20 protein-coding genes are annotated in these 22,818 nt (G+C 45.0%); all 20 read right to left on the bottom strand.

Annotated features, from left to right (window positions below; translation table 11 throughout):
- Positions 1 to 10: 10 nt before the first annotated feature.
- Positions 11 to 1,018 (bottom strand): aspartate--ammonia ligase, encoded by a 1,008-nt coding sequence (gene asnA, locus WKT00_RS02085; RefSeq protein ID WP_101694380.1) that lies wholly within the window; start codon positions 1,016 to 1,018, stop codon positions 11 to 13.
- A 72-nt stretch (positions 1,019 to 1,090) separates the two neighbouring features.
- A complete protein-coding gene (locus tag WKT00_RS02080) occupies positions 1,091 to 3,475 on the bottom strand; it encodes a homocysteine S-methyltransferase family protein (RefSeq protein ID WP_340260631.1) in 2,385 nt (794 codons plus the stop codon).
- Between the two features lie 38 nt (positions 3,476 to 3,513).
- A complete protein-coding gene (locus tag WKT00_RS02075; RefSeq protein WP_101694382.1) occupies positions 3,514 to 4,155 on the bottom strand; it encodes a vitamin B12 dependent-methionine synthase activation domain-containing protein in 642 nt (213 codons plus the stop codon).
- Positions 4,156 to 4,168: 13 nt separating this feature from the next.
- On the bottom strand, positions 4,169 to 5,038 hold the full coding sequence (gene metF, locus WKT00_RS02070) for a methylenetetrahydrofolate reductase [NAD(P)H] (RefSeq protein WP_101694383.1): 870 nt from the start codon (positions 5,036 to 5,038) through the stop codon (positions 4,169 to 4,171).
- A gap of 103 nt (positions 5,039 to 5,141) precedes the next feature.
- Positions 5,142 to 6,578, bottom strand: coding sequence for a glycogen synthase GlgA (gene glgA, locus WKT00_RS02065; RefSeq protein WP_101694384.1), 1,437 nt, complete (start codon positions 6,576 to 6,578; stop codon positions 5,142 to 5,144).
- Positions 6,579 to 6,645: 67 nt separating this feature from the next.
- On the bottom strand, positions 6,646 to 7,437 hold the full coding sequence (spo0A, locus tag WKT00_RS02060) for a sporulation transcription factor Spo0A (protein ID WP_101694385.1): 792 nt from the start codon (positions 7,435 to 7,437) through the stop codon (positions 6,646 to 6,648).
- Positions 7,438 to 7,554: 117 nt separating this feature from the next.
- On the bottom strand, positions 7,555 to 8,619 hold the full coding sequence (gene spoIVB, locus WKT00_RS02055; RefSeq protein ID WP_340260627.1) for a SpoIVB peptidase: 1,065 nt from the start codon (positions 8,617 to 8,619) through the stop codon (positions 7,555 to 7,557).
- Positions 8,620 to 8,705: 86 nt separating this feature from the next.
- On the bottom strand, positions 8,706 to 10,379 hold the full coding sequence (recN, locus tag WKT00_RS02050; RefSeq protein WP_340260625.1) for a DNA repair protein RecN: 1,674 nt from the start codon (positions 10,377 to 10,379) through the stop codon (positions 8,706 to 8,708).
- An 8-nt stretch (positions 10,380 to 10,387) separates the two neighbouring features.
- Positions 10,388 to 10,837 carry an arginine repressor gene (argR, locus tag WKT00_RS02045; RefSeq protein ID WP_101694388.1) on the bottom strand — a complete coding sequence of 150 codons (450 nt, stop codon included), beginning with the start codon at positions 10,835 to 10,837 and terminating at the stop codon, positions 10,388 to 10,390.
- Between the two features lie 3 nt (positions 10,838 to 10,840).
- Positions 10,841 to 11,674: an NAD(+)/NADH kinase gene (locus WKT00_RS02040; protein ID WP_101694389.1), complete on the bottom strand. Its 834-nt coding sequence runs from the start codon at positions 11,672 to 11,674 to the stop codon at positions 10,841 to 10,843.
- A 15-nt stretch (positions 11,675 to 11,689) separates the two neighbouring features.
- Positions 11,690 to 12,499 (bottom strand): TlyA family RNA methyltransferase, encoded by an 810-nt coding sequence (locus WKT00_RS02035; protein ID WP_173814225.1) that lies wholly within the window; start codon positions 12,497 to 12,499, stop codon positions 11,690 to 11,692.
- Positions 12,500 to 12,524: 25 nt separating this feature from the next.
- Positions 12,525 to 14,396: a 1-deoxy-D-xylulose-5-phosphate synthase gene (dxs, locus tag WKT00_RS02030; protein ID WP_101694391.1), complete on the bottom strand. Its 1,872-nt coding sequence runs from the start codon at positions 14,394 to 14,396 to the stop codon at positions 12,525 to 12,527.
- 25 nt (positions 14,397 to 14,421) lie between these two features.
- On the bottom strand, positions 14,422 to 15,324 hold the full coding sequence (locus WKT00_RS02025) for a polyprenyl synthetase family protein (protein ID WP_340260620.1): 903 nt from the start codon (positions 15,322 to 15,324) through the stop codon (positions 14,422 to 14,424).
- A complete protein-coding gene (xseB, locus tag WKT00_RS02020) occupies positions 15,308 to 15,541 on the bottom strand; it encodes an exodeoxyribonuclease VII small subunit (protein WP_101694393.1) in 234 nt (77 codons plus the stop codon). Before xseB ends, WKT00_RS02025 begins: the two co-directional genes overlap by 17 nt.
- Complete coding sequence (gene xseA, locus WKT00_RS02015; RefSeq protein WP_101694394.1) at positions 15,534 to 16,745, bottom strand: exodeoxyribonuclease VII large subunit; 1,212 nt, start codon at positions 16,743 to 16,745, stop codon at positions 15,534 to 15,536. The genes xseB and xseA overlap by 8 nt, the downstream gene beginning before the upstream one ends.
- Positions 16,746 to 16,761: 16 nt before the next feature.
- Positions 16,762 to 17,160: a transcription antitermination factor NusB gene (gene nusB, locus WKT00_RS02010; RefSeq protein ID WP_101694395.1), complete on the bottom strand. Its 399-nt coding sequence runs from the start codon at positions 17,158 to 17,160 to the stop codon at positions 16,762 to 16,764.
- The gene (locus WKT00_RS02005) at positions 17,161 to 17,544 is read right to left on the bottom strand and encodes an Asp23/Gls24 family envelope stress response protein (RefSeq protein ID WP_340260612.1); all 384 of its coding nucleotides are present in this window, start codon (positions 17,542 to 17,544) and stop codon (positions 17,161 to 17,163) included.
- A 68-nt stretch (positions 17,545 to 17,612) separates the two neighbouring features.
- Entirely contained in the window at positions 17,613 to 19,214 is a 1,602-nt protein-coding gene (locus tag WKT00_RS02000; protein ID WP_101694397.1) for a peptide chain release factor 3, read from the bottom strand.
- Between the two features lie 76 nt (positions 19,215 to 19,290).
- Positions 19,291 to 22,110, bottom strand: coding sequence for an FtsX-like permease family protein (locus WKT00_RS01995; RefSeq protein ID WP_340260609.1), 2,820 nt, complete (start codon positions 22,108 to 22,110; stop codon positions 19,291 to 19,293).
- Complete coding sequence (locus WKT00_RS01990; protein ID WP_340260607.1) at positions 22,107 to 22,781, bottom strand: ABC transporter ATP-binding protein; 675 nt, start codon at positions 22,779 to 22,781, stop codon at positions 22,107 to 22,109. The genes WKT00_RS01995 and WKT00_RS01990 overlap by 4 nt, the downstream gene beginning before the upstream one ends.
- Positions 22,782 to 22,818 lie beyond the last annotated feature (37 nt).

Genomic DNA, 22,818 nt, shown 5'->3' with positions numbered 1-22,818 from the left:
CCTGTTATCTCTAAAGCAGGAAAATCTTGTGTTCTTTACACACACGTCTCATTTCCTCCGGCCAGATACTTGCCTGCACTTCTCCCACATGAACACGATCCAGAAGAAGCATACAAAGTCTGGACTGGCCGATTCCTCCACCAATGGTATACGGCAGCTCTCCGTTTAAAAGCATCCGGTGATACGGTAGGGATTTTCGATCCTCGCATCCCGCCTTTTTCAGCTGCTCTTCCAGCGCTTTCTCGTCCACACGGATTCCCATACTGGAAATCTCAAGGGCACAGTCAAGCTGATCAAACCAAAACAGAATATCACCATTCAACTCCCAGTCATCGTAATCCGGCGCACGTCCGTCATGCGGCTTTCCGCCCTTTAATTCTCCACCGATCTTCATCAGGAACACGCAGCCGTATTCCTTCGTAATCAGGTTTTCCCTTTCCTTCGGCGTTTTTCCCGGATATCGGTCTTCCAGCTCCTGTGATGTAATAAAGGTTACCTGATCCGGCAAGATCTTCACTGCCTGCGGATACTTATACCACACTTCATGTTCCATATGCTTAATGACTTTAAAAATCGTACGAACGGTATCTTTTAAAGTCTCTTCATTTCTCTCTTCCTTTGTGATCACACGCTCCCAGTCCCATTGATCGACATAGCAGGAATGCAGATTATCAAGTTCCTCATCCCGACGAATTGCATTCATATTCGTGTAAAGTCCTTCTCCCGGCTGAAACCCGTATTCCTTCAGTGCCATTCGTTTCCATTTGGCCAGAGACTGTACAACTTCTACAGTCTCGTCCTTAATTCCCGCAATATCAAACTGAACCGGACGCTCCACGCCGTTTAAGTTATCATTCAATCCACTGCTTTTTTCTACAAACAGCGGTGCGGAAATTCTTTCCAGATTCATTTCTTTTCCAAATTCTTTCTGAAAGGTATCCCGGATATATTTGATTGCACTCTGCGTTTCCCGCACGCTGAGGCGCGGGTCATAACCTTCTGGTAATATCAGTCCCATATTCTTCTCCTTTTCCTGTATATCTGTGTATTCATCTGTTGCAGCCGGTTTCTTTCCCGACGAACGAAGCTCTTATTCTCCAAACAGTTGCTGTGCATAATAGACTGACTGCATAGCATCTTTTCCATAATAATCAGCTCCAATCATATCAGCGTATTCTTGGTTAAGTACAGCGCCGCCTACCATCACTTTACACTCCGGACAGGATTTTCGCAACTGTAAAATGGTTTCTTCCATACTGACAACTGTGGTTGTCATCAGAGCACTTAGCCCTACCAGCTGCACCTGTTCACGGACTGCCACTTCAACAATCACCTCCGGAGCTACATCTTTTCCAAGATCAATGACATCGAATCCATAATTTTCCAGCAGGACTTTCACAATATTCTTGCCAATGTCGTGAATGTCTCCCTTCACCGTCGCAAGAATAATCTTCTCCTTCTTTTCTTCTGTCTCTCCCAATTCCGACAACGCCTCCTTAAGTACTGTAAATGCTATCTTTGCAGCATCCGCACTCATCAAAAGCTGCGGAAGGAACAAGGTCCCTTTTTCAAAGTCTTTGCCCACCGCGTCAAGCGCCGGGATCATCTGTGTATTGATAATTTCCAGAGGGCTTTGTCCTTTCAGACATTCTCTGGCTGCATTCCTGACTTCTTCTTTCAACCCCTTCTCAACAGCTTCCCGAAGTGTAATTTCTGTCTGGCTCTTTACCGTCACATCCACCTGCCTGTTTCCATATTGTCTAATATATGCCTCACAATTCTGGTCATAGTTCATCAACGCACAGTAAGAATAGTAGGAACGCATCATATCTTCAGAAGAAGGATTGATGATTCCGGCGCTTAGACCATTGTACATAGCAAGCGTATAGAAGTTGGAATTGACTGCCGGACGATAAGGAAGCCCAAAGGAAATATTGGATACTCCAAGAACGGTACGGACCCCATACTGCTTTCGCACCTGTTTTAATGCATCCAGCGTAATCTTGGCCCCCTCCGGTTCTGAACTGATGGTCATAGCAAGGACGTCGATCACAATGTCTTTCTTATCAATCCCATACTTTTCTGCTTCCCGGATAATCTTTCCTGCTATTTCCACCCGTCCTTTGGCCGTAGCAGGAATACCATTCTCGTCAATCGTCAATCCTACCACGGTTCCTCCGTAGCGTTGAATCAACGGAAATACAGCATCCATAGATTCCTGTTTGCCGTTAACTGAATTAATCATTGGCTTTCCATTATAGATCCGCATAGCCGCTTCCATGGCCTTTGGATCTACCGTATCAATCTGAAGCGGAAGATTAATAATACTTTGAAGTTCCTGCACTACCTCACACATCATCGCCGATTCATCAATATCCGGAAGCCCTACATTGACGTCCAGAATATGTGCTCCATTATCCTGCTGAATGATACCTTCTCTTAAAATATAATCAAGATCGTGTTCTTTTAATGCCTGCTTGAACTTTTTCTTTCCTGTCGGGTTAATTCGCTCTCCGATAATGATCGGTTTCTCTCCTAAGACAACCGCTTTTCCATAAGAAGACACCACGGTTAGATCCTTTTTAACTGGCGGCCTTAACTGATTTCGCTGAATCTGTGCCGTCATTGCTTTAATATGCTCCGGTGTTGTTCCGCAGCACCCTCCAATCACACAGGCTCCTTCTTTTGCAATCTCTTCCATAAAACCAGCGAACTGTGCCGGATCCACATCATACCAGACCTCTCCGTCTTTCTGTTTTGGAAGCCCCGCATTCGGTTTTACAATCACAGGAATCGACGTATATGTCAGAATTTCTTTCAAAATCGGAAGCATCTGCTCTGGTCCCATGCCGCAATTGATTCCTAACGCATCGACCCGAAGCCCTTCCAAAAGCGCTACCACCGCCGGCACATCTCCTCCCGTTAAGAGTTTGCCTTTCTCATCGAAAATCATGGTTGCAAAAACTGGCAGACTTGTCTGCTCTTTTGCTGCAAGTACTGCCGCCTTCACTTCATACGTATCGCTCATAGTCTCAATATGAATGAAATCTACGCCCGCCTCTTCTCCATAACGCATCACCTCTGCAAACGCTTCATAAGCCTCTTCAAAATCAAGATCGCCCATAGGTTTTAAAAGCTTCCCTGTCGGCCCTACATCCAGACCAATATAGACCTCTCTTTTGTCTGTCACTCCTGACTCTGATGCTTTTCTTGCATGATGAACCGCCGCTTCCACTACATCCTTCAATGCATAATCTGTTCCTTGAAACTTCAATGCATTAGCGCCGAACGTATTCGTAAGTACAATATCACTGCCAGCTTCATAATACTGTCGGTGAATGTCTACGATATCATCTGGGTGAGTCAGGTTCCATGTCTCCGGCAGCTCTCCTGGTTTCAATCCTTTTGCTTGCAAAAGGGTTCCCATACCGCCATCAAAATATAATAATTCTTTTCCAAGTCGTTCTCTTATCATCCGTATTCTCCTTTGCAGTATCTCTCTGTTTACAATACTTATCTTCGATACTGGCAATCAGCCTTTTCACAGGCCTCACACCCTTGTCTGTGGCATGCAGCGTCTGTTCTGCTTCTCCCTATCAGCGCTGTCACCGATTTGGTTGGCGTCAGCATCCCCGCATCTGTCAAAGTAAGGCCAATGGACTTAGACGCATCCAGCATGCGAAGAATCTCTGACTGATGGCAGATTGAGAAATCTCCATATCCAGGGCTGAATCTCGGCCGAAGATACCATCCTTCTTCTTTCCATTCTTCTTTTCTTGCCTCCTGCCAGATATCCAATTCCTCTTCCAACATCGCCGCCGCACAGGCCTGCAGTACGACCACCTTTGCCATATCGGTAAGTGTATATCTGCGAAGCAAAAGATCTGTTCCTGTACCCAAAGTCCCCCCCAGAAGCACGATTTGCTCGCAGCCTTTTAAGTTTCGATTTAAGCTTTTGCTTGTCACTTTCATCGTTCCGATTTCTAAAGATTCGTTTTCCTTACGGTTTAAATCAAAAATGCGATAGATGATTCTGAAGTCCGCTGCCTGATCCAGTTCCTGAAAGGAACTTCTGATCAGCCGCAGCGTCTCATCATCTACCGCATGTCTACCATACCCCAAGTAACGAATCGCTTCCTTCGTTCTTGTATCCATGCATTCTGCCTTTCTATGGTTTTACAATCTCTGACAGATTCCGGATAATTGCTGCTGCAATCTCCGGCTTGTTCATAGAATAAATATGAATATGATTGATTCCATTCGCAATCAAATCAATAATCTGATCTGTCGCATATGCAATTCCCGCCTGCTGCATTGCTTTTGGATCATCTCCGAACCGGTCTACCACAGCCCGGAAACGCTCCGGCAGAACAGTTCCGGACAATGCACAAATCCGCTTCATCTGCTTTCCATTCGTTACCGGCATAATTCCAGGCAGCACCGGAACTGTAATTCCCTTCTCCCGGATTCGATACAGGAAATTATACAGGATATTATTATCGAAAAACATCTGTGTCGTAAGAAAGTCTACCCCACAGTCAACTTTATGTTTCAAATTTTGGATATCGTCTTTTTTATGCTCTGTCTCCGTATGTCCTTCCGGATAGCAGGCAGCGCCAATGCAGAAATCTCCCTGGCGTTTTATATCTTCAATCAGTTCACTGGCGTAGCGATAATGATTCGGAAGAGGGAACTCCCCGTCTGCCGGGACATCACCTCTAAGAGCCAGGATATTCTCTATCTTCTGCTCTTTTAACTCCTCAATCACCCGATGTACTTCTTCCTTTGTAGACGATACACAGGTAAGATGCGCCAGACTGGTGACCCCCAGATCATTGGAAAGATGAGAAGCAATCTTCACTGTGTTCTTGCTGGTTCCTCCTCCGGCTCCGTAAGTCACACTTACAAAGGAAGGCTTCAAAGCTGCAATCTCTTCCGTCGCTTTCATCACACTCTCGTATGCGGCATCCGTCTTTGGCGGAAATACCTCAAAAGAAATGTGCGGGTTACTGTCTTTTAATAAGTCTCTGATCTTCATGTCCTTCACCTCTTACTTCTTTAGTCCGATCTGCTGCTTTTTGCCATGTTTCCCGTCGCATCAGATACATGTTATCTATCTTACAAGGATCTGGCGAATTTGTCTACATTTCATCATAAAGTTTTTCATACTGTTTTGCGGAAGTTTTCCATGAGAAATCTGCATTCATGCCGCGCTCCACAATTTTATTCCACTCCCGCTTCTTGTCATAATAAATCCGTTCCGCATAACGAATCGTTCCCAGCATCTCATGGGCATTATAATTGGCAAAGCTGAATCCGGTTCCCTTTTTCTCAAATTCATTATATGGCTCGACCGTATCTTTTAAGCCGCCTGTCTCACGGACAATCGGAACTGTTCCGTAGCGCAGGCTCATTAACTGACTCAGCCCGCATGGTTCAAACAGAGACGGCATCAGGAATGCATCACAGGCTGCATACACCTTATGAGACATTGCCTCAGAATAATAAATATTGGCAGATACCTTGTCTGCATACTTCCAGTCAAAATGACGGAACATATTCTCATAACGTTCTTCACCGGTTCCAAGCGCCACAATCTGGACTGCATCCTGACACAGTTCATCCATAATATAAGCTACCAGATCAAATCCTTTCTGATCCGTCAGTCTGGAGACAATTCCGATCATCATCGTCTTAGGATCCTTAGCAAGTCCAAGCTCTTCCTGCAGCGCCGTTTTATTCTTAATCTTCTCTTTCCTGAAATTCTCTACAGAATAATTTTTCACAATATGCGGATCCGTCGCCGGATTGTATTCATCGTAATCAATACCGTTCACAATACCTGATAAGCAATTAGCACGGGCATTCATAAGTCCATCCAGACGTTCTCCATAGAACGGTGTACGAATCTCCTGTGCATAAGAATTGCTGACCGTCGTAATCCGATCCGCATACACGATTCCACCCTTCAAATAGTTCGCATCCTTGTAAGCCTCCAGTTTATCCGGTGCAAAATAATATTCCGGAAGTCCCGTAATATCTCTAACCCGCTTCGGATCCCAGGTACCCTGGAACTTTAAGTTATGTATGGTAATCACCGTCTTGATTCCCCGATAGTATTCATTCCCATAACGGAAATTATCCAAAAACACAGGAATCAGACCTGTCTGCCAATCATGACAGTGAATAATATCCGGTCTAAAATCAATCACTGGAAGTGAACTTAAGACCGCCTTGGAAAAGTAAGCGAACTTTTCAATATCTGTATAAGTGTCTCCATAAGGCGCAAATCCGTTAAAATAATATTCGTTATCTATAAAATAGAATGTAATTCCTTCGTATTCTAATTCCAATACACCCACATATTCGGTTCTCCAGTTAAGATCCATATAGAAGTGGGTTTTATAAACCAGTTTTTCTTTCCACTCTTCCTTCATACACATGTATTTAGGAAGCATCACACGTACGTCATATTTTTCTTTGTCAAAATTTTTCGGTAAGGATCCTGCTACATCCGCAAGTCCTCCAGTCTTTATAAATGGTACCGCCTCTGAAGTCGCAAAAAGTATTTTTTTCATAGCTTCTTTCCCTCCCATTCCCACTATATACCACTATTATAGCGTATTTTTTTTCAGAAGAAAAGGGTTATCTATTTTTATATTCCAGACGAATCGTGTCTGCAATCAATGCGATAAATTCAGAATTAGTCGGTTTTCCTTTTCCATTACTCACCGTGTATCCAAACAATTCATCCAGAGTATCCAGCTTCCCTCTGCTCCATGCCACTTCAATGGCATGACGAATCGCACGTTCCACACGGCTTGAAGTTGTCTGATGCATCTTTGCCACCGTCGGATACAACACCTTGGTAATGGCATTTAACACATCCATATCCTCAACCGCCATCATAATAGCATCCCTAAGGTAATGATACCCCTTAATATGAGCCGGAATTCCGATCTCATGGATCATATCCGTTACTCGTGTCTCCAAATTCATTTCCGGCACAGGAGCCGCCTGACAGGCAGAATGCCCTAAATAGCGCATTTCATGGCGAATCATCTGATTTGCGCTCTTAATTCTGTTCACCACCACATCATTGTGAAATGGCTTCATAATGTAATAACTAGCCCCTTTCTTGAATGCATCTTCCGTGATCCGCTCCTGTCCGACTGCTGTCACCACAATGAAATCCGGCTGTTTCTTTAACTCCTTATCATTATTCACCATATCAATGACACTTAGACCATCCATCTTCGGCATAATCAGATCCAAAAGCACCACATCTGGCTCCTTCTCCCTAATCAACCGGTACATATCCTCCCCATTATTTGTCTTCCCGACCAGATTTAGTTCCTTGTCACTGCTCACAATTTCGCCAAGCAGATCCAGAATCCTCTCATTGTCGTCAGCTATTGCCACATTAATCGCGTCCATTTTATTTATTTCCTCCTCTCTCTAATAAAAACCGTCGAGAATGATTATATAATCCCGCCCTGGCGAGTTCAAGAAATTGCTGTCGTAAAAACCTGACCGTTATCGACATAATTATTCTTATTTGACATAATCCAACATGTTTTCAATAAAAATTCCATACCCTTTTGTAGAGTCCTGTACAAATACATGGGTTACTGCTCCCACAATTTTTCCATTCTGAAGAATTGGGCTTCCGCTCATCCCCTGTACAATTCCGCCCGTTACTTCCAGTAATTTGGGGTCTGTCACTTCCAGCACCAGACCTTTATTGACTTCTTTCGTGCTTCTGTCGATTTTTGTGATACGAATCTCATATTCTTTAACCTTTCCTTCCACTGCACAGCGGATAGAAGCCGGACCTTCCTGAATCTCCTGCGTCTTTGCCGCCTCCATCAGCGTCTGGTCGGTAAATAACGCATCAATCCGATCAATTTTCCCGAAGATTCCACAATCTGTATTCTGTTCAATACTTCCCAGCATATTGTAGTTATTATAGACAATAATCCCCTCCATACCACCAGGAGTCCCGCTCTTTCCCTTCTGGATATCTTTGATGCTGGTCTCATAGACACGACCGCTTTGAATTGCTAATAAACCGCTGGTATCTACATCATGGATCCCATGTCCAAGTGCTCCGAATCTACTGTCCGCATTAAGAAATGTAATTGTTCCAAGTCCCTGCGCATTATCTCTTACCCAAACACCCAGTTTATATTCTTTGCTGTCACATCGGACAGGCTTTAATTTTACATTCATCATTCGATCCTGACGGCGTACTTTCAGTACGACTTCTTCTTTATCAATCTCTTTCACCGCATCCACAAGTTCTGCCTTATTGCGAATCTTTTGTTCGTCAAGCGCTAAAATATAATCTCCAGACTTAAGAAGGTGTTCTGCCGGCTCGCACTTCATACCATTAACATCCGTCACAGCCTCTGTTCCCAGCACCATAGCTCCCTCCATCTCCAGATAAATACCGATCGGCATTCCTCCCGGAATTAACATTTGCCCTTCTGACATACCTGCGCTTACTTCCTTTTGCAGCTTCTTCTGCTGAAATTGAATCAGATAATAACTTCCGCCCACCGAAACAGTGAAAGCTGTAATCATAATTAATATTCTGCGATACCAGTACTTTCTCATCTTGGTTCACCTCACTAAAAAAGATAGATATCCATCTTTCGGATATCTATCTTATTATGTGAACAATTCCTGATATTTACACTGGTTTATTTTGTATGTTTTGCGAGTTCTTTCATTTCTTTTGCGTTTTCAATTACCGTCTCCGTAATCTTTGCTCCTCCAAGGATTCTCGCAAGTTCCATCATCGACTCTTCTTCCCCAAGCTGTCGAATCGTCGTTTTGGTATCGGAAAAACCAGCTGTTTTTTCAATCAAATAATGACAATCTGCCATCGCCGCAATCTGCGCCAGATGGGTAATGCAGATCACCTGATGTTTCCGTCCAATGACCGCCATCTTCTCAGACACCTTCTGTGCCGTTCTTCCGCTGATTCCCACATCAATTTCATCAAAAATCAGCGTTTCTACTTCATCTCGGTCTGCCATCACCGCCTTAATTGCCAGCATAATCCGAGAAAGCTCTCCACCGGAAGCCACATTCGCAAGCGGACGCAAAGGCTGACCTGGATTCATAGAAATTAAAAATTCCACATCATCCATTCCGTCTGCCGTATATCCGGCGGTCTCCTGAAAGGAAATCTGAAAACGGACATCCGCAAAATTCAGATCTTTTAATCCTTCTGTAATTGCCTGTTCCAGGATCTTAGCCTGTTCTTTCCGAATTAAGGATAACGCTTTTGAAGAAGTCAAAAGTTTCTCTTCGGCCTGCCTGCATCGCTCCTTCAAGCCCAGAACATACTGGTCATAATCCTCCAAAATTCGGATCCGCTCCTCCTGTTTTCTACAGTATGTAGCAATCTCTTCCAACGTACTTCCATATTTGGTTTTCAAATGATTGATCTCATTGAGCCGCTTCTCCGTCTCGTAAAATTCTTCCTCTGAATATTCCAGACTCTTACTGTAATCCGAAAGTTCCCGATTAAAATCATTCAGCAGGCTATCCACCTCTACCAGCTGTCCATAGAGTTCTTCTGCCCGTTCATCGTACTGTGCCGCATCCGCCATCATACGGATCGCCCGGCTTAATCCGTCGCTTGCACTTCCTTCCCCTTCACTGGTATAACGGTAAGCTTCCGCCGTCTGATCGGCAATTTTCTTCCCATTGGACATTCTGCGGTACAGCGTCTCCAGTTCTTCATCTTCTCCTGGTTTTAAGTCTGCATCCAGAATCTCTGCCACTTCAAATTGAAGAAAAGAAAGTTCCTTCGCTCTCTCTCCTTCTTCTGATACACTTTCCTTCAGTTCTTTTTCACAGGCCTTATACTGATGATAAGCGTCTGCTGTATCCTTTTTTACTTCCGCGATATAATCACCAGCGAAAGCATCCGTAATCCCCAGATGATTCTTTTTGTACAGAAGAGACTGATGCTCATGCTGCCCATGAATATCAATCAGAATCTCTGCCACTTCCTTAAGAAGACTGATCGGAACGGTCTCTCCGTTAATTCGGCTGACACTTCGTCCCCGCATCAGGCGCCTGGAAAGCGTAATCATACCATCCTCCGGATAGACTTCCAGCCTGTGAAGTTTCTGAATCTGCTCATCTTTCTCTATGGAAAATGTCAATTCCACAAAGCCATACTCTGCTCCCTCGCGGATCATATCCTTTTGATACTTTCCTCCAAGAGCAAGGTTCACAGATCCCAGGATAATTGATTTCCCGGCCCCTGTCTCTCCTGTCAGAATATTGAGCCCCTCCTGAAATTCCACCTCGATTTCATCGATCAAAGCCAGGTTCTTTACGTGTAAATTCTGTAACATTTATCCTCCTATAAGACAATCTTTCTGATCTTGTCCATCACCGCTACTGTATCCTCCACGCTTCGGATCGCACACATAATGGTATCGTCTCCCGCGATACTTCCCACTACCTCATTCCATTTCATACCGTCAATCGCCACACAAACCGCCATTGCCATGCCGGATACCGTCTTGATAACCAAAATATTCTGCGCCATATCCATGGATACAAATCCATCTCTGAGTACTCGAATATATTTCTCACTCATTCCATTTTCTGCCGCCTGATGTACGGCATAACGCTGCTTTCCGTTTTCAGAAGGGACTTTTGTAAGCTTCAGATCTCTGATATCTCTGGATACCGTTGCCTGTGTCACATGAAAGCCTTCCTGATTCAGATAATCCGCAAGCTCCTCCTGTGTCTCAACATGATATTTGTTAATTAATTCAATAATTTTTGCATGTCTGTTCACTTTCATGGTTTAATTTCCTTTCATCTTTCTGCGCAGCGTTTCTAAAAAGCTGACCTTACTTAACTTCATAATTTTCGTATAAGCTTCCGCTCGGCGAACCCGCACTCGGTCGCCTGTTTTTAGTACCACCGTATCCGCACCGTCAAACGTAACAAACACCTCTTCTTGAGAACCTTCTCTTCCCGCCCCGATTTCAATTTCAATCTCATCTTCAGAAGACAGCACAATACTGCTGGTATTAAGCGCATGGGAACAGATTGGCGTAATCACAAACATAGATGCGGTAGGTTCCACGATAGGACCGCCTGCGGATAAATTGTAAGCGGTCGATCCTGTCGGCGTAGAGATAATCACGCCGTCGGCTTCATAAGAATTCAGAAGTTCTCCATTAACATATAACCGGAAATGAATAATCCGAAGCTGTCCCTTTCTGGATACCACAATATCATTCAGCGCAATGTCTTTCTTGCCATCTTCAAAGATCCCTTCTACCATCATCCGTTCTTCAAACATGCAGTGTTCTTTTATGATCTGATCCAGCGCATCGTCCAGATGAGACAGTTCAATCTCCGTCAGATAGCCAAGTGTCCCCATATTAATTCCGATAATCGGCACGTCCCGGCTCCATAATAACCTTGCCACCTCGATCAGACTTCCATCGCCACCAATTACAATGGCGCAGTCCAGTTCTTCCGGCACCGTATCTTTCCTGATATTTTTCTGTGCATCTTTTTGGCACAGCGTACAGATTTTCCCTGCCTTTTCCAGCGTCTCTTTCACCTTGCTGGTAACCGCATGATCCACATCTTTTCCGTCATTCGTTACAATTAGAAATCTTTCCATCTCGCCTGATCCTTTTTAACTTTTTGCCAGTGTCGCAAATGCCTCGTCTACCGTCTTCTTAATATCCACTGTCTCTGCTATTCTATCATATTCTCCGCACTTTTCCAAATGCACAAGATATTCAATATTGCCTTCCGGACCTTTGATCGGAGAGAACTCCAGATTCAACACGGCAAATCCAATAGACATTGCATACTGAATCACCATATCAATCACTTCCAAATGCGTGCTCTTTTCCCGAACAACACCCTTTTTGCCGACTTTCTCCCGTCCGGCTTCAAACTGTGGTTTAATCAGCGCTACAATCTGACCGTGTTCGGTCAGGTATTCGTGAATCGGAAGCAGAACTTTTGTAAGTGAAATGAAAGAAACATCAATAGAAGAAAAATCAATCGGTTCGCCTAAATCTTCCGGCGTCACATATCGAATATTCGTCTTTTCCATACATACGACACGTTCATCCTGCCGAAGCTTCCAATCCAGCTGCCCCCGTCCCACATCGATAGCAAACACCTTTTTCGCTCCATTTTGCAGCATACAGTCTGTAAAGCCTCCGGTTGAAGATCCTACATCCGTACAAACCTTACCGTCTACGCTGACGTCAAAATTATGGATTGCTTTTTCCAGCTTCAATCCTCCACGGCTGACGTAAGGCAGCGTATGTCCACGCACTTCAATCTGAACCTCTTCCGGGAATGTTGTTCCGGCCTTATCTTCTCTTTGCCCATCCACGAACACATTTCCTGACATAATAATTGCTTTTGCCTTTTCTCTGGAAGCAGCCAGATTCCGCTTTACCAGTAATACATCCAATCGTTCTTTCATACCGTTCTTTCTCGTTCTCCTTGCTTCATTTCTCTTCTATCTTCTGGAATACTTCTAAAATCCGTTCTGTCATCGTCTCATTATCAAGTCCGGTCTCTCTTCTTAACATACCGATACTTCCATGCTCCACATAATCATCCGGAAGAGCCAGCGTTAACACCCGCACCGGAAGACCTTTTCTGGAGACATATTCCACCACATGTTCGCCAAAGCCACCGGTCTGAACATTTTCCTCAATCGTCACCAAAAGACGATGATTTGCAGAAAGAGCCTCAATCATATCCGTATCAAGCGGCTTTACAAATCGTGCATTCACAAGCGTACATGACTGTCCTTTCTGTTTCAAAGCCTCGCGTACACGAACCGCTTCTTCATACATATGACCTACGCTTAAAAGGGCAATTCCCCTTTCTTCTTCGATCATTTCGCTCTTTCCATATACCACCGGCGCCCGATATTCCTCTCCACCATCATATGCCGTTCCGCGTGGATAGCGAAGCGCAATCGGACCCTCATACCTAAGGGCGAACCGCAGCATATCCGCCAGTTCCCACTTATGCTTCGGCGCTATCACTACCATATTGGGGATACTGCTCAAATAGGAAAGGTCAAAGATACCTTGATGCGTCTCCCCATCACTTCCTACCAAACCTGCCCGGTCTACAGCAAAAACCACCGGAAGGTTCTGAAGCGCCACGTCATGAATCAGCTGGTCATACGCCCGCTGTAAAAAGGACGAATAGACCGCAAATACCGGCTTCATTCCTCCTGCCGCAAGACCTGCAGCAAAAGTAACCGCATGCTCTTCTGCAATTCCCACGTCAAAAAACCGCTTCGGATACTTCTGACGAAACAGACCAAGTCCGGTCCCATCGGCCATAGCTGCCGTAATCGCCACAAGGGAAGGGATTCGTTTTGCTTCATCACAGAGCACCTTGCCAAAGACGTCTGTATACGTATCCTTCTCTTTATCTGCCAGTACTTTTCCCGTCTGTACATTAAAGGGACCTACCCCATGGAATTTAGAAGGCTGCTTTTCTGCCGGCTCATATCCTTTTCCCTTCTCGGTAATCACATGAAGGAGCACCGGCCCGTCAATCTTCCTGGCCTCCTGAAATGCCTCATAAAGAGTCCTAAGCTGATGTCCGGGAATCGGTCCCAAATAGGTAATTCCCATATCTTCAAAGAACATTCCCGGCACCACCAGCTGCTTAATGCTGCTCTTCGTCCGCCGGAGCTGTTCAATCATAGAATCTCCTACTACCGGCACTTTATGAAGCGCCGTCGTAATTCCTTTTTTCAATTCTGTATAAATGTCTGCTGTCCTAAGTCTTGCCAGATAAGCAGACATTCCTCCTACATTTTCGGAAATGGACATATGATTATCATTTAATACAATAATAAAATTCGTATGAAGGGATGCTGCGTTGTTGAGCGCCTCATAAGCCATGCCTCCGGTCAGAGAACCATCTCCGATCACGGAAATCACACGGTAGTCCTCGCCCTTAAGATCTCTTGCATGAACGTATCCCAGACCTGCTGAGATAGACGTAGAACTATGTCCGGTATCAAACGCATCACAGTCACTTTCTTTTCTCTTAGGAAACCCGCTCATACCGCCATATTTGCGAAGATCATCAAATCCATCCTTTCGCCCCGTTAAAAGCTTATGGGTATAAGCCTGATGTCCGACATCCCAGATAATCTTGTCCGAAGGAAGATCAAAAGCAAGATGCATCGCCATAGTCAGTTCCACCACACCCAGGTTTGAAGCCAGATGCCCGCCTGTCTTACTGATCTTTTCAATCAGAAATGTGCGAATTTCTTTTGCCAGTTCTTCCAGTTCCTCTGCACTTAGTTTTTTTATATCATTCTCTTTTTGTATCCGTTCTAACATTATCAGATAACCTCTCGATTCTCTTCTATCTGTCTCTGTGAATCAACTGAATCAACAACTGTTCCAGGTATTCGTTCTCTCCTGTCAGCTGATGAAGAAGGTCGATTGCCTGATCCGACAGTTCCTTTACTTTGCCCGCCGCTTCATCTACTCCCATCAGTGTCACATACGTTGTCTTCTCATTCTTTTCATCGCTGTGAATCGGCTTGCCAAGCACTTCTTTTGTACTGGTGACATCCAGAATATCATCCTGAATCTGAAATGCGATCCCTACGTATTTCGCAATCTGCTCCGTGATCCTTACTTCTTCTTCCGTTGCTCCGCCTATGATCGCACCGATCATCATGGCCGCCTCAATAAGTGCTGCCGTCTTAAGCTCATAAATCGTATCCAGAATCTCTTTTGAAACTGCATGACCGGTCTCCTTCACATCAATCACCTGTCCACCGATCATTCCGTAGATTCCTGCTTTCTTTCCCAACACGCGAAGAGCCCTTCCGATCATCAGGCTTTCCTCAGGATCCGTCACAAATGCCTGGAACGCTGTCTCGAACGCATAGTTTAACAGTGCGTCTCCTGCCAGAATTCCCATATCTTCACCGTAGACGACATGGGTCGTCTTCCTGCCTCTGCGGTATTCGTCATTATCCATCGCCGGAAGATCATCATGCACCAGGGAATAGGTGTGAATCATCTCAAGCGCCGCCATAAACGGTCGGATTGCCCTTGATGTACCTCCAAACAGACGATAGGTCTCCCACATCAGCATCGGTCTTAAACGCTTCCCTCCTGCCAGAAGACTGTAGCCCATAGCCTCCATAATGACGCTTTGGTCCCCCTTCTGTCTGGGAAGATACTCCTGAAGAACCGCCTCGATCTCTTCTACTTTCTTTTTCATCTGTATCTGAAAATCATCGTTCAAACTCATGGGTTTCTCCTTCTTCATCCAGTACCAATATCTGTTTTTCTACACTCTCAATCTTCTTGCTGCATCGGCGCAGCATCTCCATTCCGTCATGGTAGAGTGCGAAAGAATCTTCCAAAGAGAGATCTTCTCTCTCCATCGTTCCTACAGTCTCCTCCAAACGCTGAAACATCGCCTCCAGGGAAAGCTCTTCTCCCTGCTGTTTCATCACTTTATCCATGTTCTTCCTCCCTGATTTCTCTGACGGATGCCCGAATGACTCCGTCCGTCACATAGATCGACAGTTCTTCCTTTGGTCTGATCTGCGTGATACTTTTGACAGCCTTTCCATCTTCTCCTGCTACGTAAGAATATCCCTGACTCAACTTTTCCAACGGAGACAGTCCTTTCATACGTTCCGCATAAAGCGCCATCTTATGTCTTGCCATCTGCATTCTTCGTTCCATCAAAAGCCGCAGACGATCTTCTAAATCCACCAGGCGCTGCTGGCGTTCCTGCAGACGATACCTTGGATGCAAAAAGCCAAGCTTTGTCTGGAATTCCTGAAGCTTAAGCTTTTTGATCCGAATCTGCTGTTCCAGCATCCGACTCATTTTTCTCTCATACTCTCTGAGAAGTTCCTTCGTCTGCCGATAATCGCTGACCGCCAATTCTGCAGCGGCAGAAGGTGTCGGAGCACGAAGATCCGCCACATAATCTGCAATTGTCGTATCCGTCTCATGCCCGACCGCTGAAATCACCGGAATCCGGCAATTAAAAATCGCTCTTGCCACTTCTTCTTCATTAAACGCCCACAGATCCTCTATGGAGCCGCCTCCTCTTCCGACGATCATCACATCCACGCCATACGCTTCCAGTACCCGAATTCCCCGGACAATGCTTTCCTTGGCTCCGGTTCCCTGTACCTGAGCCGGATAGAGGATCAGCTGTACATACGGATTTCTTCTTGCCGCAATATTCATAATGTCCCGAATCGCAGCTCCGGTAGGTGCAGTAACAATACCTACAGTCTTGGCATATGCAGGAATCGGCTTCTTATATTCCCCGGCAAACATGCCCATCTCTTCCAGTTCGCGCTTTAGCATCTGGAATCTTTCGTACAGCACGCCGTCTCCATCCAAACGGATCTCCTTTGCATAAAGCTGGTAGGATCCGCTCCTTTCATACACACTGACCGAGCCCAGCACCACTACCTGCTGACCTTCGCTCATATGAAAAGAGAGCCCGCCTCGCTGCCCGGCAAACATAACGCAGGCAATCGTTCCGGACTCATCCTTTAATGAAAAATATATATGTCCTGATGTATGATACTTACAGTTCGACACCTCACCTTTGACATAGATGCGATTCAGCATAAAATCCTGTGTGAACATATTCTTAATGTAAGCGTTCACTTGCTTTACGGTATATACATTCCCGGCCATTTCGTCTCGCTCCCAACTATTCTGCAAGTTTCGCCAGCACACCGTTTACGAATGCCGGTCCTTCCTCTCCGCTGTACTTCTTCGCAAGTTCCACCGCTTCATTAATCGCAACGCCTACCGGTACATCCTCATCCCACTTCATCTCGTACACGGCAAGACGAAGAATCGTAAGATCCACCTTATTCATACGGCTGGTCTTCCATCCTGTCGTATGTTCATTCAGAAGTTTGTCTATTTCTTCCGTCTTATCTGCTATCTTCTGCGCCTTCGCCTGAATATATGCAAAGGCAGTATCATCTGCCTGTTCCAGCTGGGAAAAGTAAAGTTCCATCTGCTCCGGCAGCTCAGCCTCTGTATTAAATTCAATTCCAAACAGTACGCGGAAGATATGTTCTCTTAATTCTGACCTTTTCACTTATACTTCCTCCGGTATCTCAACGCCTGCAACGCGGATATTCACATCTGCAACTTCCAGTCCTGTCATGTTCTCAATGGATGCTTTTACCTTCTCCTGTACCTTAGCTGTAATCGTCTTAATGCTGTAGCCATACTTCAGATTCAGCGCCAGTGATGCGGTTACAATGCCTTCCAGGACATCTACTTTCACCCCTTTTGACAGAGACCGCATTCCCAGCTTACTAATCAATTCTCTGGTTGCATTGCCTGCCATAGAAGCAACACCATCCACTTCCATCGCTGCAAGTCCTGCAATAATGGAAACCACTTCATCTGCAATCTTGATCTCTCCCATATGGGCATCATCTTTTATTGTATACGTATTTCTCTCTTCTCTACTCATATCTAAACCTCCTGTATGGTTCTGCGCTTCTAATTATTATAACAAATTCCCAAAGATTTGGAAAGTCCTTATCTTCCAAATTCAGCCAGTTCCAGCCCTTCATTCCTTTCCTGAGTCATGCGAATGCTCCATTCATTCACAAACAGAAGAAGCGGACGCCCTTTCAGATCCTTCACTTTCTTCATATCAGAAGTACCAGAAAGCTTGTCAAGATCGATTTCCGGATTCTCAATCCAGCGAATATATTCATATGGAAGACTATCCATGCGGATCTCTACGTTGTATTCGTTCTCCAGACGATATTTCAGCACATCGAACTGAAGCACACCAACTACGCCAACGATAATTTCTTCCATACCCGTATTATATTCCTGGAAAATCTGAATCGCACCTTCCTGTGCAATCTGGTTGATGCCCTTGATAAACTGCTTTCTCTTCATAGTATCCACCTGGCGCACACGTGCAAAATGCTCCGGTGCGAAAGTCGGAATTCCTTCGTAGACAAATTTATCCGGCGAAGTGGTCAACGTATCTCCAATGGAGAAAATTCCCGGATCAAAGACGCCGATGATGTCACCGCCATAAGCCTTCTCAATCATCTTTCTCTCACTTGCCATCATCTGCTGCGGCTGGGAAAGGCGTACCTTCTTACCGCCCTGAATATGGAACACATCCATCCCTGCCTCAAATTCTCCGGAACAGATTCTCATAAATGCAATTCGATCCCGGTGTGCTTTATTCATATTTGCCTGAATCTTGAATACAAATGCGGAGAAGTCTCCTTCCTCCATAGGGCTGATTTCTCCCTGATCCGATTTTCTTGGAAGCGGAGAAGATGTCATCTTCAGGAAATGCTGAAGAAACGTCTCCACACCAAAATTGGTAAGCGCTGATCCGAAAAATACCGGGGATAATTCACCTTTGCTTACCAGTTCCTGATCAAACTCTGCACCTGCCCCATCCTGCAGTTCAATTTCTTCTTCTAACTGCAGCTTCTGGGAATCACTAATAAGCCATGAAATCTCAGGATCATTGATATCCACCTTTTTTACTTCGCCCTGGGTCGTTCCCTTCTTCGTATCCGAGAACAGCTCCACCTTCTTCGTTTCCCGGTCATAGACTCCTCTAAAGTCCTTTCCTGATCCAATCGGCCAGTTGATCGGACATGTCGCAATCCCCAATTCATTTTCAATATCATCCAACAGTTCAAAGGTATCCATCGCTTCCCGGTCCATCTTATTTATAAATGTAAAGATCGGGATATGCCGCATCGTACATACCTTAAAAAGCTTTCTGGTCTGCGCCTCCACACCCTTGGATGCATCGATCACCATTACAGCAGAATCCGCCGCCATCAACGTACGGTAGGTATCTTCCGAGAAGTCCTGATGCCCCGGAGTATCCAGAATATTAATACAGTAACCGTCATAGTTAAACTGCAGCACGGAAGATGTAACAGAGATTCCTCTCTCCTTCTCAATCTCCATCCAGTCGGATACCGCATGCTTTGCTGTTGCCTTTCCCTTGACGCTTCCCGCCTGATTAATCGCCCCTCCATACAGAAGGAACTTCTCTGTCAGCGTCGTCTTACCGGCATCCGGATGGGAAATAATGGCAAAAGTCCGTCTCTTTTTTATCTGATCTTTCACTTCATTCTTTATCTGTGACATCTGTTATACACTCCTAATATCTAATTATACCCGTTTTCAAAACCATTAGTCAGTATACCATACCCTGCAGCATTCCTCAATGCAAATCTTCTTTTGCAATCTGCTTCTTTCTCCCAAACAGGAAAAACAGAATCCCTTCGCTAAGAAGCAGCATTCCCGCACCCAGGAAAATCAGCCACCGATATGGATATTCAGCTGTAAAATACGATAACTTTCCTTCCATGTACCTGCAGATCAAAGCAAGCACCACATTTCCAACTGACAAAACCAGACCGATTACGATCAAAACATAGAAGCCGCCTTCCAGCATCAGCATTTTCCACATCTGCCTTTTTGTTATCCCCAGACTTCGCATCGTCTTTAGCTCTTTTCTTCTTTCCAGGATTCCTGTCATACAAACATTACAATAATTCGTAAATCCTGCTGCCAAAAGAAGAAGGCTGATACAGCCTAACACGAGTCTGTTTCCCTCAATATACGAAGAAGCCTTTGCCAGAAGCTCTGATTTACAGATACAGAATACACCTGCTTCCTTTGTTTCTGTTCCATCCATTCCCAGAACCACCTTCTGCTCCTTCCTTTGATTCTCTTCTTCTAAAAGCTCTTGAACCTGCGCCTCTAATTCTTCTTCCTGACCTTCCTTTGCGTTCAATTCCATATAAAGCGTTTTCTTCTTCGTCGGAAGTTTCTCTGCTCCTTTTTCGCTCATCAGATAATAAATACTTCCTTCCGATCCATGCCAGGTCTGCTTAAGGGGTGGAACCCCCTCAGCCCGATTGTCCAAATACCCCGCCAAATTCAAAGGTTCTGATGCCATTCCTCTTCGCCTGCTTTCTTCCGCCTCTCCTTCCTGTTCCCGTTCTTCCTGCGTCTTCGCCAGCCATTTCTCCCGTTCTTCCTTTGACCACATGGCAGTAAAATACAAGGGTTCTCCTACACTTTCCTTCGCCAGTTCTTCTTGTTCTTTAGACAGTCTGTGGTCATGGAGAATGATGGCGCCTTTTCCCTCTTCCAATGCTCTTAGATCAATCGGAAGATTCTGTTTTTCTACATAGGATTTCAAACTCTTTAATTCCTCTTGTGTTAAAATCTGTATCACATCCGCAGTGACACTTTCTACCATAGCAGAATCAAAATCATACCCGGTTCCTTCTTTTTCTTTCTGATTTTTCGAGTAATGATCATCCATCGGAGACACACCTTTTCTGGAGGTTGTTGACAGTAGATACGCTCCTTCCATTACATAGGACTTCTCTTTATCGACTTCCGGAAGGTTCAAAAGTTCTTCTTTTAGCTTTGACGAAATGGGTGAAAATTCATCATAATCATTGGAATATAATAATTCAAAATGATCCCCTTTGGTTTCCATTGGATCTTCCCCGGCATCTCTTGAGCGATATTCGATTCCGTAACCCAGTTTTTGTCCTCCTTCGCTGAATTCTCCGGCAATCAGGACATCCGGGCGATTCTCTATTACATGAATATAGTCGGCTCCATTGATAATCACAATGGCACAAAGGAAGGTCTGCATCCCCAGGAAAAGAGAAAGCACCGTCATCCAAAAACGACTTTGGTATCTGGTAATATTCCTCCATGCCATATAAACAAGTTCTCCTGCCACACCGCGCTTTTTCCATTTTCTTTTTCTCTTTTCTCCCAACCTTACCTTTTTAGAATGTGTATACACAAGGCTGTCCACACAAGACATTCTCACCACTTTATGAATGACTATTCCCGATGCTATAAGCGTTACTGCCGCTGCCAGCAGAACTGCGAAAAGTAAAAGGAAGGGAGAAAAGAGGTCTATTCTGTCCACTTCCCCATAATGCGCCAGATAGGATTTTTCCAAAAATCTTGGAATACAAACCTTTAATAAGAATATAGAAAGCGCCGTACCTGCCAGGACTCCTGGAATCAGAGCCTTGAAAATCTGCTGGAAGTAGACACTTCTAATCTGTCTTTTTGTCATTCCTAATGTATGCAAAAGTCCCATCTGCCGAATATCCCCTGCCATAGAAATTTGCATAACATTATAAATCAAGAAGAAAAGCCCTGTCACAATAACCAAGGCTCCGAGAACCTCCAGTTCGTATCCTCCGATCAATTCATTAACAGCGCTGTACGCATATGGGTTCTGTGCCTTAATTTCCAGCATCACTCCAGGCTCTGTCTGATTGACGGGAAGATCTTGATATAGCCGTTCCTCTGTCTTTCTCCATCCCATATACTTAGATGTCTTCAGCCAGAGTTCTGCTTTTTCCTCCAAATCGTATCCCCACTCCCGATACTTTACTTCTGATATGTAGCCTACAGATCTGTTTCCCACATCTTTGGCCGCGCTCGTATACCATCCACTTAAGTGAAAGGTATCCTGCTCTGATCGAAATAAGGATACATCCACGGTAAGGGAGATCTCCATCCCCTGCTTCGGCTGTGTAATCCCCATGCGTTCCAACGCTTCTACCGGCATCATAATCTCCTGTTTCCCTCTTGGATATTTCCCGAAAACTTCCAGACAAGCCGGAGCAATCATCTCCTCCCATGCCGTCTGATCCAGCACGCGAATTCCGCAGACCGGTGTCTCGTTCCAGTCCGCACCTCCAATACCAGCGCTTCTTCCTGCCGCCTTTACATACGAAAGAGACTCAGCTACATGATACTGAGTCTGATCCGCGTCTTGAATACATACGGTAGCTTCGGTTCCTGCATCCCGCATTGCTTTTTCATATTCTGCCTTTATCTTCCCATCTACAATTCCAAAGATCAGAGTAAAGGCAACCACAAAAATAACTGCTGCCAGGAACAATAAATAGTTCCTTCCTTTATTCTCCTTTGCATACGCCTTTGCAAGCATTCGGATCTCAGAAAGGCTGCGGCTTTGTTTCTCTCTTCTCATACCACGCTCTCCTTCGCCTTTCCATCTGTAATCCGAATAACACGATCTGCCATTTTCGCAAGCTCTTCCTGATGCGTAACCAACAGCACCGTCTGATGAAAACGCTTTGCGCAGGTCTGTAACAACCGGATTACCTCCCTGCTGTTCCCGGAATCCAGGCTGCCAGTCGGCTCATCACACAGAAGAATCGCCGGTTTGCTAATCAGCGCTCTTGCAATTGCCGCTCTTTGCTGCTGGCCACCGGACAACGTCTGCGGAAGCCGTTCCAGCAATTCCTGAATCTGAAGCTGTTCTGTCACCTCTTTCAACAACTCTTCATCTAAATCCGCTCCATCCAGCCGAAGCGGCAGAACCAAATTCTCATAAATATTAATGACCGGAATCAGATTATACTGCTGAAATACAAACCCAATATTTCTTCGCCGGAAAATGGTCCGCTCCTCTTCCTCCATATCTCTTAAGCTCTCTCCTCTGATCCAGACGCCGCCTTCTGTCGGCACATCCAATCCACCAAGCAGATTCAAAAGCGTACTTTTACCACTTCCTGATGTCCCTATAATGGCCAGAAATTCTCCTTCCTCTACAGAAAGATCAATTCCATCAAGCGCATGTACCTCATAAGAATCCGTATGATAATACTTCTTTAATCCTGCTGCCCTTAAAATTTCCATACATTTGTACCCTCTATCCATCTTCTGTAGTTACACT

The organism is Dorea sp. ICN-14282, from assembly GCF_037890115.1.
GTDB lineage: Bacteria > Bacillota > Clostridia > Lachnospirales > Lachnospiraceae > Dorea_B > Dorea_B phocaeensis.
Note: the sequence above shows the minus strand (reverse complement) of the source record. Positions and strands in the feature narration are given on the sequence as shown.

Excerpts from the sequence above, each read along its gene's own strand:
- WKT00_RS02000 (WP_101694397.1), bottom strand. The coding sequence starts at position 19,214 with ATGTCACAGATAAAGAATGAAGTGAAAGATCAGATAAAAAAGAGACGG.
- glgA (WP_101694384.1), bottom strand. The coding sequence starts at position 6,578 with ATGAAAAAAATACTTTTTGCGACTTCAGAGGCGGTACCATTTATAAAG.
- WKT00_RS02040 (WP_101694389.1), bottom strand. The coding sequence starts at position 11,674 with ATGGAAAGATTTCTAATTGTAACGAATGACGGAAAAGATGTGGATCAT.
- WKT00_RS01995 (WP_340260609.1), bottom strand. The coding sequence starts at position 22,110 with ATGAGAAGAGAGAAACAAAGCCGCAGCCTTTCTGAGATCCGAATGCTT.
- WKT00_RS02025 (WP_340260620.1), bottom strand. The coding sequence starts at position 15,324 with ATGAGTTTGAACGATGATTTTCAGATACAGATGAAAAAGAAAGTAGAA.
- recN (WP_340260625.1), bottom strand. The coding sequence starts at position 10,379 with ATGTTACAGAATTTACACGTAAAGAACCTGGCTTTGATCGATGAAATC.
- WKT00_RS02035 (WP_173814225.1), bottom strand. The coding sequence starts at position 12,499 with ATGAAAGAACGATTGGATGTATTACTGGTAAAGCGGAATCTGGCTGCT.
- WKT00_RS01990 (WP_340260607.1), bottom strand. The coding sequence starts at position 22,781 with ATGGAAATTTTAAGGGCAGCAGGATTAAAGAAGTATTATCATACGGAT.
- argR (WP_101694388.1), bottom strand. The coding sequence starts at position 10,837 with ATGAAAGTGAACAGACATGCAAAAATTATTGAATTAATTAACAAATAT.
- xseB (WP_101694393.1), bottom strand. The coding sequence starts at position 15,541 with ATGGATAAAGTGATGAAACAGCAGGGAGAAGAGCTTTCCCTGGAGGCG.
- spo0A (WP_101694385.1), bottom strand. The coding sequence starts at position 7,437 with ATGGACGCGATTAATGTGGCAATAGCTGACGACAATGAGAGGATTCTG.
- asnA (WP_101694380.1), bottom strand. The coding sequence starts at position 1,018 with ATGGGACTGATATTACCAGAAGGTTATGACCCGCGCCTCAGCGTGCGG.
- metF (WP_101694383.1), bottom strand. The coding sequence starts at position 5,038 with ATGAAGATCAGAGACTTATTAAAAGACAGTAACCCGCACATTTCTTTT.
- WKT00_RS02075 (WP_101694382.1), bottom strand. The coding sequence starts at position 4,155 with ATGGATACAAGAACGAAGGAAGCGATTCGTTACTTGGGGTATGGTAGA.
- WKT00_RS02005 (WP_340260612.1), bottom strand. The coding sequence starts at position 17,544 with ATGAGTAGAGAAGAGAGAAATACGTATACAATAAAAGATGATGCCCAT.
- spoIVB (WP_340260627.1), bottom strand. The coding sequence starts at position 8,619 with ATGAGAAAGTACTGGTATCGCAGAATATTAATTATGATTACAGCTTTC.
- xseA (WP_101694394.1), bottom strand. The coding sequence starts at position 16,745 with ATGGCCGGGAATGTATATACCGTAAAGCAAGTGAACGCTTACATTAAG.
- dxs (WP_101694391.1), bottom strand. The coding sequence starts at position 14,396 with ATGTTAGAACGGATACAAAAAGAGAATGATATAAAAAAACTAAGTGCA.
- WKT00_RS02080 (WP_340260631.1), bottom strand. The coding sequence starts at position 3,475 with ATGATAAGAGAACGACTTGGAAAAGAATTATTATATTTTGATGGCGGT.